Annotated in this window: 10 protein-coding genes; 7 read left to right on the top strand and 3 right to left on the bottom strand. The window is 52.0% G+C overall.

All coding sequences use genetic code 11. The features are described from left to right. The first annotated feature begins 14 nt into the window (after positions 1-14). The 5 genes from JFC11_RS13460 (at position 15) to JFC11_RS13480 (ending at position 7081) form a co-directional block, all read left to right on the top strand. Positions 15-1220: a transglycosylase SLT domain-containing protein gene (locus JFC11_RS13460; protein WP_198349753.1), complete on the top strand. Its 1206-nt coding sequence runs from the start codon at positions 15-17 to the stop codon at positions 1218-1220. 165 nt (positions 1221-1385) lie between these two features. Continuing rightward, entirely contained in the window at positions 1386-3266 is a 1881-nt protein-coding gene (locus JFC11_RS13465; protein ID WP_198349754.1) for an extracellular solute-binding protein, read from the top strand. Positions 3267-3340: 74 nt separating this feature from the next. After that, positions 3341-4414 (top strand): microcin C ABC transporter permease YejB, encoded by a 1074-nt coding sequence (locus tag JFC11_RS13470; RefSeq protein WP_083003971.1) that lies wholly within the window; start codon positions 3341-3343, stop codon positions 4412-4414. 2 nt (positions 4415-4416) lie between these two features. Beyond that, on the top strand, positions 4417-5490 hold the full coding sequence (locus tag JFC11_RS13475) for an ABC transporter permease (protein WP_198349755.1): 1074 nt from the start codon (positions 4417-4419) through the stop codon (positions 5488-5490). After that, positions 5483-7081, top strand: coding sequence for an ABC transporter ATP-binding protein (locus JFC11_RS13480; RefSeq protein WP_198349756.1), 1599 nt, complete (start codon positions 5483-5485; stop codon positions 7079-7081). Before JFC11_RS13475 ends, JFC11_RS13480 begins: the two co-directional genes overlap by 8 nt. A 171-nt stretch (positions 7082-7252) precedes the next feature. Here JFC11_RS13480 and JFC11_RS13485 read toward each other — a convergent pair whose 3' ends face one another. Together JFC11_RS13485 and JFC11_RS13490 are read right to left on the bottom strand one after the other, a co-directional pair. Continuing rightward, the gene (locus JFC11_RS13485; protein ID WP_198349757.1) at positions 7253-7957 is read right to left on the bottom strand and encodes a pseudouridine synthase; all 705 of its coding nucleotides are present in this window, start codon (positions 7955-7957) and stop codon (positions 7253-7255) included. Continuing rightward, positions 7957-8772 carry an amidohydrolase gene (locus tag JFC11_RS13490; protein ID WP_198349758.1) on the bottom strand — a complete coding sequence of 272 codons (816 nt, stop codon included), beginning with the start codon at positions 8770-8772 and terminating at the stop codon, positions 7957-7959. Before JFC11_RS13490 ends, JFC11_RS13485 begins: the two co-directional genes overlap by 1 nt. A gap of 72 nt (positions 8773-8844) precedes the next feature. Here JFC11_RS13490 and rarD point away from each other — a divergent pair, with 72 nt between their 5' ends. Then, positions 8845-9753 carry an EamA family transporter RarD gene (gene rarD / locus JFC11_RS13495; protein WP_038484000.1) on the top strand — a complete coding sequence of 303 codons (909 nt, stop codon included), beginning with the start codon at positions 8845-8847 and terminating at the stop codon, positions 9751-9753. Here the strand turns inward: rarD and JFC11_RS13500 are convergent. Further along, positions 9724-11379: a methyl-accepting chemotaxis protein gene (locus JFC11_RS13500; RefSeq protein WP_038483998.1), complete on the bottom strand. Its 1656-nt coding sequence runs from the start codon at positions 11377-11379 to the stop codon at positions 9724-9726. The two genes, rarD and JFC11_RS13500, sit on opposite strands and share 30 nt — an antisense overlap. Positions 11380-11608: 229 nt before the next feature. On the opposite strand from JFC11_RS13500, the gene JFC11_RS13505 reads away from it, so the two are divergent. Next, complete coding sequence (locus tag JFC11_RS13505; RefSeq protein WP_198349759.1) at positions 11609-13309, top strand: SulP family inorganic anion transporter; 1701 nt, start codon at positions 11609-11611, stop codon at positions 13307-13309. Positions 13310-13372: the final 63 nt, after the last annotated feature.

Genomic DNA, 13372 nt, shown 5'->3' on the forward strand with positions numbered 1-13372 from the left:
AAAACGAACCGACTATGACTTATCGAACGATTCGCCAGCGCTTATTACTAAGCGCTGGAAGCACTGTTATTGTGAGCCTATTTTTAGCCGCAGCGGCCAGCTCCCAAGCCTCTACTACCGAAGCATATCAACCTAACAGCGCCCTCAATGACGCGCCGGCTTCACCCGATTCCCGCCCCAATGCCTTTCAGCATCACTTCTGGGAAGCACTTGAGCTACAACCCCAAGATGCCTGGAGCACACTTCGTGACAGCTTCCAGTGGCAGGAAAAAAGTCTCCCCGCCGATGCTCAAGCACGCGTTGACAAGTGGATAGAGTACTACCGTTCAAGCCCGCAAAATATTGCCGCCATCACGGAACGAGCAACCCCCTGGCTTGCCTGGATCACCCAGCAAGTGAGCGAGCGTGGCCTTCCTGGTGAGATCGCGCTGATTCCGTTTGTTGAAAGTTCTTTCGACCCCAGCGCCCGAAGCCATCGAGGAGCCGCTGGGCTTTGGCAGTTTATGCCGGGTACCGGAGATGCATTAGGCCTGGTTCGCAACGGCAACTACGATGGACGTTTAGACGTCGTGACGTCTACCGCAGCAGCGCTTGATTACCTGGAAATGCAGGCAGATGAGTGGTACGAGGGTGACCTAATGCTCTCGCTGGCCGCTTACAACGCCGGTGCTGGCACTGTTAACCGTGCGCAACGCCAAGCTCAGGGCCAAGGCCTTGCAGGCGACTACTGGGAACTATCACTGCCCCACGAAACGATGCAGTACGTCCCCAAACTTAAAGCCATTGCGACGATCATCAATAATCCAGAACAGTACGGGGTCTCACTCCCTGACATTCATCCTGATCCCGCTTTTGCCAAAGTTCAGTTGGAGCAGCCAGTTAGCCTGGCACAGGCCTCTCAACTTCTGGATGTTAGTCAATCCGCGCTGGCCGAGCTAAACCCTGGCTTGCTGAATGGCAGCCTTGACCCACGTAGTGCACAGACGTTACTTGTGCCTGAAGAAGTCGACACTCAGGTGTTAGCTCAGCTTTCGCAATCAAACAGTACTTCGTTAGCATCGACCAGCACGCCAAGCGTTCACCGCGTTGAAAGTGGCGATAACCTATCAGTGATTGCGTCACGCTATAATGTCACTCAACAAGATTTGATCAGGTGGAATGCTATTGAACGCCCAGAGGCACTGAAGCCAGGTCAACTGCTGACGCTTTCAGGACGGTAATTTGGGGAATCTAACCAGGCTTTGTTAACTAGGTTTAAAACGCAGTCTTTATTAATCTTTCTTGGCCATATCTCAGTTACTATTAGCGCCGCTACTGTGACTCAGCAGTTGTGTCTAAGGTTCTAAGCTCGGTTTCTAAGCCTTCGTTGCTACAGGAAGTTACCAATGCCAAGCGGTATGTTGTTTACCAAAGCACTTTTGTTAACCAGCGGCTTGCTGTTGAGCCTGTCGCTGTTGGCTTCTGAAAACGACGTCGAAAACAACACCTCTACCCCCGTTGAGACCGTGCACGGGCTATCTCTCTACAATAGCCCAGAGCTACCTCCCGATTTTGCCTACTTCCCCCATGTTAATCCGTCCGCCCCCAAGGGCGGAACGATTACCCATACTGCCGTGGGGGGCAGTTTCGACTCTACCAACCCGTTTATTATTCGTGGCACGCCTGTTACCGGTATTTCTAAAATTTATGACTCGCTGATGGCCAGCAATCCTGGCGAGCCCTTCAGTTTGTACGGACTGCTGGCAGAAGGCGTCCGCCTGGATCCGGAACGTCGGTGGATAGAGTTCGATTTGCGCCCAGGGGCTCGCTTTCAGGATGGGGAGCCGGTAACGGCCTATGATGTGGTGTTCTCACTGAACCTGCTGCGTGAACAAGGCAACCCCTTCTACAGCAGCTATTACGCCGGTGTCGAACGCGTTATCGCCTTAAACGATCATCAAGTGCGCTTTGAATTTAATGACACTGAGTCACGCGAGCTGCCACTGATTGTGGCCCAGTTACCCATCTTGCCTCGTCACTACTGGGAACCCCGCGACTTTACCTCTCCGACCCTGGATGCACACACTGGGTCAGGTCCCTATCGCATTAGCGAGGTAGACCCTGGGCGGCGAATTGTCTATCAACGAGATGACAACTATTGGGGTAAGAACTTGCCCGTCAATGTGGGTCGTTACAACATCGACCGTGTTGTTTATGAGTACTACCGCGACCGCGATATTGCCTGGGAAGCCTTCAAAGCAGGCCTTACCGACTTCAGGACTGATGCACGTGCTGCCACTTGGGCGATTGGCTATGATAATTTTCCTGCCTACCAAGACGGCTTAATTAAGCGGATTACCGTGCCTGATGTTAACCCCTCCATGATGCAGGCGTTTGTCTTCAACTTACGCGAAGAAAAGTTTCAGGACCCAAGGGTTCGAGAAGCACTGAGCCTCACGTTTGATTTCCCCTGGCTCAACACTAATATTTTCTATGGCACCTATCGGCGCACGGAAAGCTTTTTTCAAAATTCCGAAATGGAAGCTACTGGAACGCCATCAGAAGAAGAACTTGCGCTACTCGAACCTTTTCGTGAGGCGTTGATGGACTCCCATCATTCAGAACGACTGTTCACTGACCCGCTGCCCATTGAACACCCCACAGAGCTGCGTGAACGCCTGCGGCTTGCGCTTGATCTGCTGCGCGACGCTGGCTACCGCGTAGAAGATGGTGTGTTGGTGCACGGTGAAACAGGCCGACCGCTTACCTTGGAAGTACTGCTCTACGACTCGGGCCTGGAGCGTGTTGTGCAACCCATGCTACGCAATATGGCACGTCTTGGGGTTCAAACGTCGCTACGCATTGTCGATATCAATCAATACCTTAATCGAGTTCGCAGCTACGATTACGACATGGTCATCAGCCACTTCCCCCAGTCTAACAATCCTGGCAATGAACAACGCGATTTTTGGACCAGTGCTGCCGCAGAGGCACCACAAAGTCGCAATCGCATGGCCCTTGCCCACCCAGCTGTCGATGCGCTAGTGGAGCAGCTGATTCGTGCTGATGACCGTGAAACGCTAGATATCATTACACAAGCGCTTGATCGCGTGCTGCGTTGGGGCTTTTATGTCATCCCTCACTATCATTCAGGCGAAACGCGGATTGCTGTGTGGGATAAATTTGGCTACCCAGAACCGTTTCCAGCTTATGCCATGGATTTAGACGCTTGGTGGGTAAACACCGATCGAGAAGCAGAACTACAACGCCGTCATCGACGCCGCTGATTTAGCCAACATAGATTCATTCGAACAGCTTACCGGCAATAACTTTTGGCCCCCAATTACTCATGGAGCGCGCTGTGGCACGTTATACCTTACGCCGACTGCTACTGATGATCCCGACCCTGTTCGGCATCATGCTGCTTAACTTCATGATTGTTCAGGCTGCCCCTGGGGGCCCCATTGACCAAATGTTGGCCCGCTTTGAGGGGGCCGACGCCATGGCAAGCACACGCCTGGATATGGGGGGGGCCGATGTTCAAATTAATGATGACTCTAGGGGGGCACGTGGAATCGATCCACGCTTTATTGAGCAGTTAGAGCAGCAATTTGGCTTTGATAAACCCGCTCATGAACGGTTTATCGGCATGATGGTGGATTATCTCACCTTCGATTTCGGCACCAGCTTTTTTCGTGATCGACCGGTTATTGAACTGATGATCGAGCGCTTACCCGTGTCTATTTCATTAGGCTTATGGACAACACTGCTGGTCTATCTCATTTCTATTCCTTTAGGCATCAGCAAAGCGTTACGGCACGGATCTCGCTTTGATGTCTGGACCTCAGGTTTAGTGATCGTAGGCTATGCCATCCCAGGCTTTTTGTTCGCCATTCTTCTTATTGTCGTGTTTGCTGGTGGCACTTACCTGGATTGGTTTCCTCTACGCGGCTTAACATCACCCGATTTCTCTGAGCTATCCGCCTGGGGCAAAATTAAAGACTACTTTTGGCATATCACCCTGCCGGTACTGGCTGCCGCGATTGGCAGTTTTGCCACCCTCACCATGCTGACCAAAAACAGCTTTTTGGATGAAATTCATAAGCAGTACGTACTGACAGCTCGGGCCAAAGGTGCCGACGAGCAGCGTATTTTGTATGGCCATGTTTTCCGTAACGCCATGCTGATCATCATTGCTGGGTTGCCCTCTGCAATGATTGGCATTTTCTTTACCGGCGCACTGCTCATCGAGGTAATTTTCTCCTTGGATGGCCTCGGCTTATTAGGCTTTGAGGCAGTCATGCAGCGAGACTACCCCGTTATTTTCGGAACGCTATTTCTGTATACGGTAATCGGGCTGCTGCTAAAGCTAGTATCCGACTTGACCTATGTGTGGGTAGACCCACGCATTGATTTTGCGTCGAGGGAGTCATAAACATGATATTTATCAGCTCGCGTCTTTCGCCGATTACGCTGCGTCGCCTAGCAGCATTTAAAGCCAATCGCCGCGCCCGAGCATCGCTGTGGCTCTTTGGTGTTTTGTTTATTGTCAGCCTATTTGCTGAACTCATCGCCAACGACAAACCTCTCGTAATGAAATATGACGGACAGTGGTATATACCGCTACTGGTCGATTATCCGGAAACCGAATTCGGTGGTTTCTTACCCACCCGTACCGACTACTTAGACCCCTTTGTCCAACAGCAAATTAGCGACCACGGTTGGGCGCTATGGCCGATTATTCCCTACTCCTACCAAACCCTCGATATGCTGATGACACGACCTTCGCCTGCACCACCAGATAGGCGCCATTGGCTGGGTACCGATGATCAAGGGCGTGATGTATTAGCGCGAGTCATTTACGGGTTTCGACTATCGGTTGCCTTTGCTCTGGCGCTCACCGCAGGCTCCTTGGTCCTGGGCGTGGTGGCGGGCGGTGTGCAGGGTTATTTTGGCGGCAAAGTAGACCTCATCGGACAGCGCATCACAGAAATCTGGTCTGGATTACCGGTGCTATTTCTGCTGATTATATTGGCCAGTTTTGTGCAGCCCGGTTTCTGGTGGTTACTGGGCATCATGCTGTTGTTTTCGTGGCTGGGACTGGTTGATATCGTACGCGCCGAGTTTTTGCGTGCACGCAATCTTGAGTACGTGCGTGCAGCCAAGGCCATGGGACTCCCTTCTCGGCTGATTATGTGGCGCCACGTGCTACCTAACGCGATGGTAGCCACGCTGACGTTTATCCCCTTCCTGTTCACTGGTGCCATTGGCACGCTCACCGCGCTGGACTTTTTAGGCTTTGGCCTGCCACCCGGCGCACCTTCACTTGGCGAACTAGCGGCACAGGGCAAAAACAACCTACATGCTCCATGGCTTGGCATCACCGCGTTTATGACGCTTGCCATTATGCTCTCACTACTGGTGTTTATTGGTGAAGGGCTTCGCGATGCCTTCGACCCACGACATGTGAAGCAGCAACAGCCACCCGCCCAGGAAACCAAGCATGCCTAGTCACGCAAACAATGCCCAACCACTACTGCGCTTAAGCGAGTTTTGTGTTTCCTTCGATGGCAATGTCGTTGTCGATTCCCTCTCTCTCACTGTCAATGCGGGCGAAACGCTCGCTATCGTGGGGGAATCTGGCTCGGGCAAGTCGGTCTCTGCCCTGGGCGCGATTAATTTACTGCCTGACAACGCTAAGGTAAGTGGTCAGCGCTGGTTAGAAGAGACCGATCTTAATCAACTAGGCAAACGTGATTGGAATGATATACGCGGTAATCAGGTGGGATTTATTTTCCAAGAGCCGATGACGTCGCTCAACCCGCTTCACCGCATTGGCAAGCAAATAGGCGAAACCCTTCGTTTACACCAGGGCCTTAGCGGGCAGGCTGCACGTACACGGGCCAAGGCACTGTTAGAACAAGTCAAACTACCGCGTCCTGACGAACTGCTTGACGCCTGGCCACATCAGCTTTCTGGCGGTCAGCGCCAGCGGGTAATGATCGCCATGGCCATTGCCAATAATCCGGCACTGTTGATTGCGGATGAGCCAACGACGGCGCTCGATGTGACCGTTCAGCAAGAGATTTTAGCCCTGCTGAAAGAACTCCGCGATCATCACGGTATGGGTGTGCTGTTTATCAGTCACGACTTAAATTTGGTACGCCGCCATGCAGACCGGATATGTGTCATGTATCAAGGGAAAATCCAGGAAACCGGTAGCGTTGCCGATGTATTTAATAATCCCCAAAGCGACTACACCAAAGCCCTCATTGCCGCCGAACCAGAAGGCCGGCCTGCTGAGCCTGCCGATACCACGCCGCTTTTGACCACACGCCAGCTTAGCGTGAGTTTCAAGCGCCCGAGGACAGGACTTTTTCAGCGCCAGCCACCCGCTTTTGAAGCCCTGAAAGCCACCGACCTAACCATCGCTCCTGGCGAAACGCTGGGCATTGTCGGCGAATCAGGCTCTGGAAAAACGACGCTGGCGTCAGCGGTTATGCGATTAGTCGCTAGCCAAGGTGAGGTGATACTGGGCAATGCCACGTTGAGTCAGCTCTCTGGCGACACGCTTCGACGCCAGCGCCATCGGCTACAAATGGTGTTTCAAGATCCTTACGGAGCGCTTTCTCCGCGCATGCCGGTATTTGATATTGTCAGTGAAGGCCTGCAGTTTCATTACCCTAACTTGACCAATGCAGAAGTCACCGAACGCGTGCATCGTACGCTGCGAGAAGTGGGTCTGCCGGAAAGCTGTGCTGCCCGTTACCCTCATGAGTTTTCGGGGGGACAGCGCCAGCGCATAGCGGTGGCACGGGCAATTATCCTAGAACCTGAGCTACTGGTACTGGACGAACCAACCTCAGCGTTAGATCGAACAGTACAAAAACAGCTGGTCACGCTGCTGCGCGAACTTCAGGCACGCCGCCAACTAAGCTACCTGTTTATCAGCCACGATCTCGCCGTGGTTCGTGCTATGGCCCACCGCATTATGGTGCTAAAAGATGGCGACGTGATTGAACAAGGGGATTGCCTGGAAGTGCTCGCCGCGCCGCAGCATCCCTATACCAAAGCGTTGATAGAAGCTGCCCACTTGCACTAGCTACCTGGTTAACATAAACGGTTATCTCGGCAATTTTTCAAGTTGGTTATGCATGAACGCAGAAACAAGATAACGGTATAAAAATTAATTACTCATAATAAAAACGCCCCGGCCTTGGCACGGGTGTGCTGACCGGGGCGTTTTATCCACTAGCAGTGACGCTAAGTGTATTTAGAAGCTGGCAATTTCTTCAGGCGTTAGCTCCCGCCATTCACCAGGTGCTAGGTCATCTGGCAAGACCACATCACCAATCGAACGGCGATGAAGCGCATTGACGTGATTACCTAGGGCTGCAAACATACGCTTCACTTGGTGATAGCGCCCTTCTGTAATGGTCAATTCCGCTTGCTGAGGAGTAATAAACCTCAACACAGCAGGTTGCGTTGGCGTTTCTTCACCATCCAGTAGAAGTCCTTCCTCTACTTGGTTAATTGCCCACTCAGCGGCGCTACCTTCCATAGGCTCTGCCAACTCTGCAATGTATACCTTGGCACAGCGATGGCGCGGCGAGGTGACACGATGGGACCATTGGCCATCATCAGTGAGCAATAACAAGCCGGTGGTATCTACATCCAACCGCCCTACCGGCTGCAGTCGCTCTACTTTGGGTAGATCAATGAGGTCAATCACCCTTGGGTAGAGCCCACGGCGTGCAGTGCACTCTACTTCCAGCGGCTTATGCATCATCAGGTAACGCAACCCAACCAGCGCTAGCGTCTCACCGTTGAGCTTTACTTCGTCGTTCTGGGTGTCAACTTGGGTCGCCGACTGCTTGATGGGCTCGCCATTCAGGGTCACCTCGCCATTTTTCAACACACGCTTTGCTAGGCTGCGCGTCAACGGGGTTGTTTCACTCAAAAAGCGATCAAGGCGCATTATTGACCCACTCCTGGCAGAAGCGAAAAGCGGTCGGCATCTTGCCAGGCAGGAAATTTTTCTCGAAAAGCATCTAGGTCCGTTTTATTTAGCGTCCCCGTTTCAATAAACGGAGAGTTTGCAGGGTGGTCGATCAGCGGTTCCCCTTTGAAATCGACCAGCATGGAATCGCCGCTATAGGCGAGTCCTTTGGCATCTTCACCGACGCGGTTGACACCCACTACGTAAACTAAGTTTTCAACTGCACGCGCTTGTAAAAGCGTGCGCCATGGGTGACGCCGGGGTGCAGGCCAGTTCGCCACACACAGCGCGGCATCATACTCGAAATGTTCGCCCCCTGCTGGCTGCTGGCGCATCCAAACGGGAAACCTCAGGTCATAGCATACGCTCAATAGCAGCCTGAAACCTTTCAGTTCCACTATTTTCCGGCTGTTGCCCATACCATAGCGTTCATGCTCTCCGGCCATACGAAATAAATGGCGCTTATCGTAGTACTGCAAGTCGCCGCTGGGGGTAGCCCATACCATACGGTTGAAGTATTGCCCTTCATCGACAATTGCCACGCTGCCGGTCATTACACAGCCTCTCGCCTTGGCCTGCGTCTGTAACCAGGCAACGCTCTGACTCGAGTTCATGGGCTGGGCCATTTCCCGTGAGTTCATGGTGAAGCCAGTCGCAAACATCTCTGGCAACACAATTAAATCGGTATCGCGGCTATCTAATTCGCCTAATAGCCGCTCAAGATGCGCATGGTTGGCCTGAGGATCTTCCCAGCGCAAATCGCACTGCACTAAGCTCGTTTTCAGTTGACTCATGCCATGTCTCCTTTGCATCAGTGTGTTCGTCAATTATGTGCTAGATTAGCATTTTTAATTAATGAGGCTGCTATGTTTCCACCCGCATCAAGGGACCCTGAAGCGGTCAAGGGCGTTATGTTCGGCTTAACGGCCTACACTATGTGGGGCTGCTTCCCACTATTTTTCGCTCTGTTTGATGGCATTCCCGCATTTGAAATCCTGATACATCGGATTTTGTGGTCGTGCCTTTTCCTGGTCGGGTTAATCAGCATACTGCGCCGATGGACGCCAGTGGTTAGCGCACTTGTTGAGCCCAAGCGCTTGGGGCGCGTACTCGCTTGCGCGTTACTGATTGCCTTTAATTGGGGTCTCTATATCTATGCTGTTGAAAGCAAGCAGGTGTTACAAGCCAGTTTAGGCTACTTTCTAACGCCTTTGGTAAACATTGCCTTGGGCGTGCTAGTGCTACGCGAAGTAATGGCTCGCCTCCAGCTGGTTGCTCTTGGTTTGGCAAGTTTAGCGATTGCAATCCAGTTCGTGATGCTGGGTGAACTGCCCTGGATCAGCCTGTTGCTAGCACTCAGCTTTGGTAGCTACGGATTATTTCGCAAGCAAGTGCCTCTTGATGGGCTTTCAGGCCTGTTTGTAGAGACGCTGTTGCTATTCCCACTAGCACTGATAGCGCTCACTTGGCTCAGTTGGCAGGGGGAGTCTCACTTTATCCATAATGTGCCGATGAGCACCCTGCTAATAATTAGCGGCGTATTAACTGCCCTGCCCTTGATGGCCTTTGCTGGAGCTGCACGACGCTTACGGCTGGCAACGCTAGGGTTTCTGATGTATATCAATCCCAGCATTCAGTTTTTGATTGCAATCATTATCTTTGGCGAGCCTCTAGGGCTCATCCAGTTAGCGACCTTTGTGATGATCTGGGCGAGCTTAGCGCTATATTCCTGGTCCTCTTGGCAATCACGTCCGCGCCAGAAGGTGGCTACCTGAGGCTAGTTCTTCCACTGGTTTTTCAATCACCACTGCACTGGTGTCATTTGTCTTTTCAGGCTGGTAGCCCACGCGAAAGCCTCCCCAGTGCTTACCATTAATGTAAATGGGAACCGAAAGATCGTGCATGATTTCGCCAGTGTCACGCTTATAGGTTTGTAGCAGCAACGGTTTCTCATGGGCGCCGCAACGACTGCCCGTCGGATCATCAAAAATGCGTTTGCTGCGGCAATACTTGAGATCGTGATCGTAATCACCGATGGGCTCGCGGCTAACGGCTGAGTTATGGGTAGGCACATAGCCGTTGCGGTCACATGCAATGGCGTAACTCAACCCGTGCTCAGTAAGCAACGGTTCTTGCAAGCTGGGTAACTGTAAGTCCGTGAATGCATCAAAGCCTGTGTGGTAAAGCGGTGGCTGTGTCCCTGGCATGACCCTGTAATCAGGCTGGAACAGCGACGCTTCTGATAACTCACCGGAGGCAATGGCCTTTTCAAACAATTTACCAATACGGTTCGCCGCTTGACGAGCAACACTAAACACATGCTGATGACGCCCCTGTAAACGCTGCTGCGCCAGCTCGCCATCAACGCCTTCTGCAGCTTCCATTAACGCCCGAGCTTGCTGAGCTAAATCGCGCATATCGCGATTGCCCTCATCTACATCGTCTTCAAGCTGACGTAAGCTATCAGCAACTGTTTGGCTATGGACTTTAGTGCTTTCCATTGCTTCTGCGACGCTGGTGATTTCCTGCTCAACTTGATCGAACTGTTCTGTGATAGTGGCAAGACTACCGCCCACCTGCTGCATCCCTTGGGAACGCTCTCTGATACGGTTCATCAGCACTCCCATGGTACCAACAACACTTTGGCCACTCTGGTGCATATCTTTAACAAGCTCATCGACGCTTTGTGTCGCCGTTGACGTCTTCAGTGCTAGGTTGCGCACTTCGCCCGCGACAACCGCAAATCCTCGTCCATGCTCTCCCGCTCGAGCTGCCTCAATAGAAGCATTGAGTGATAGCAGGTGCGTTTGTTCTGCTATTCCCTCAATCATCGACGTCACATTGCGGACGCGCTCAATTTTGTCGTTTAGCGCCGATAGCATTTCCAGCGCCTGATCAGAGCGCTCGGAAACATCACTCATATCGCCAATAATATCAGCCAGCTCATCATGATTATGATGACTTGCCTGACGAGCGCTCTCGGCAAGCGAAGCGACATGGGTAGCACTGGCACTCACTTGCATAATGGCAGCATTAATAGCGTTCATACTCGATGACGCGTCACTGGCCATGGCTTCCTGCTTAGTAAGGCGTTGCGCCATAAGATCAGCGTAATGAGAAACTTCTGCCGAGGCGATAGCAGTGCTACTTGCTCGGTTCATCAACCGATAGGCCATCGCGCGAAGCGCACCATAGTCGCGAATGGGCTTGAAACCGTGAATGGGTTTTGTCAAACGCGCTTGATCAGCTGAGTAAACCGACGTAATCGTTACGAGCATTAAACCTGCACCAGCCCCCGTTGCCAACAGCAGCGCGACATAGGGAAAAGCACCAGATTCAGTCATCATCCAAACAGAAACACCTAGCACTGCCAAGGGCACTAATAGCCAAAGTAGTCGCATGTGGGGTACTCTTTTTTATTTGACGTTATTGAGCAGTCAATCAATAAAGAAGGAGCGATTAGCCACTTTTCAGTCAGCTTAACGGGTTATGCTAATGAATGAAGTAGCACTTTCGGGTCAGAACATGCTTTTGTTTGAAAGCAAAGGCCATCATTGCCCACACAACACGTTAAACTGACGGACTCACCAGTGGTTGGGGTTTAAAAAACAAAGCTGACGCCAGGAGCTTATGTTAAAGCGCTATTTTCCTATTCTTACATGGCTGCCCCACTACCATAAGCGCCTGCTAGGTGCCGATATATTAGCGGGACTCATCGTAACCGTGATGGTGATTCCGCAGTCATTAGCCTATGCCCTACTTGCTGGCCTGCCTGCGGTAGTGGGCCTATATGCCAGTATTTTGCCGCAACTTCTATATACCTTTTTAGGCACCAGCCGCACCCTGGCCGTAGGGCCGGTGGCCATCATTGCATTAATGACGGGCGCTGCACTCTCCTCTGTTGCAACGCCCGGCAGCCCCGACTATTTGCAAGCTGCACTGGTACTTTCATTACTTTCTGGCGGCATATTGGTGGCAATGGGTGCCCTTAAAATGGGCTTTTTTAGCAATTTTTTAAGCCATCCGGTTATCTCGGGCTTTTTAACCGCATCGGGCATTCTGATTGCCGTCAGTCAACTGGGAAGCCTAATGGGTATCTCCAGCAGTGGCTTTACGCTGGTAGAGCGTGTGGTAACGCTCTTGCCTAATCTCCCCACCTTAAACCCCTATACGCTTGTAATCGGTGCTGGCACGCTGTTGTTTCTCGTTATGATGCGGCGTTTTGGTAAGCAGAGCCTTAGTGCTATTGGTTTGCCTAGAGCGCTCGCCGAGTTAATCACCAAGGCGGGTCCTGTCTTTGCGGTGGTTATTACCACGCTGGCTACTTGGCATTGGCAGTTGGCTGACCAAGGCGTTGCCATTGTCGGCGCTATTCCCAGTGGGCTACCTGCGCTAAGCTTTCTCTGGGGAGATACGTCACTATGGCGCGCCCTGTTTATTCCGGCGTTACTGATTAGTTTGGTGGGGTTTGTCGAGTCTGTTTCCATGGGGCAAATGTTGGCAGCGAAACGGCGCCAACGTATCTCTCCTAACCAGGAACTGATTGGCTTAGGTGCCGCTAATCTAGCCGCTGGGTTTACCAGCGGCATGCCGGTCACCGGTGGCCTTTCGCGCACGGTCATCAACTATGATGCTGGGGCACAAACACCCGCGGCCGGAGCCTTTGCAGCCCTGGGAATAGCCTTGGTAACGATGGCGTTTACTGGCTGGCTCTACTACCTGCCGATTGCTACGTTGGCCGCGACAATTACTGTGTCTATTTTAACCCTGGTCGATATCCCCATGTTGCGCCAAACGTGGCGCTATTCTCGCAGCGATTTCGCTGCGATGGCCGTCACCATTCTGCTAACCCTAATTGAAGGTATCGAAGCAGGCATCATCGGTGGCGTGAGTCTCTCTATCGCGTTATTTTTGTATCGCACCAGCCGCCCCCATAGCGCGCTGGTGGGCCGGGTTCCGGACACCGAGCATTTCCGCAATACCGAACGCCACGATGTTGAAACCGTCAGTAATGTGGCGCTACTGCGAATCGACGAAAGCCTCTATTTTGCGAATGCCCGTTACCTTGAGGATACCGTTTATAATTTAGTTGCCAGCTATCCTGAGCTGGAGCACGTCGTTCTGATCTGTTCCGCCGTTAATTTAATTGATGCATCAGCACTCGAGAGCCTGGATGCCATCAACGCCCGTTTAAAAGACTCCGATGTAAAACTTCACCTGTCAGAGGTGAAGGGCCCCGTTATGGATCAGCTCAAAAAGAGTGATTTTTTAGAAGCTCTGACTGGGCGCGTTTTTCTTAGCACTTATGCTGCATGGCGTGAATTTTCATAAGCATTATTTTTATAAGCTTAACGAAGCAGCTTTAACTAAGATTTGTTTGAATGCATCATAGAC

Origin of the sequence: Vreelandella alkaliphila (genome assembly GCF_016107625.1) — a bacterium.
GTDB lineage: Bacteria > Pseudomonadota > Gammaproteobacteria > Pseudomonadales > Halomonadaceae > Vreelandella > Vreelandella alkaliphila.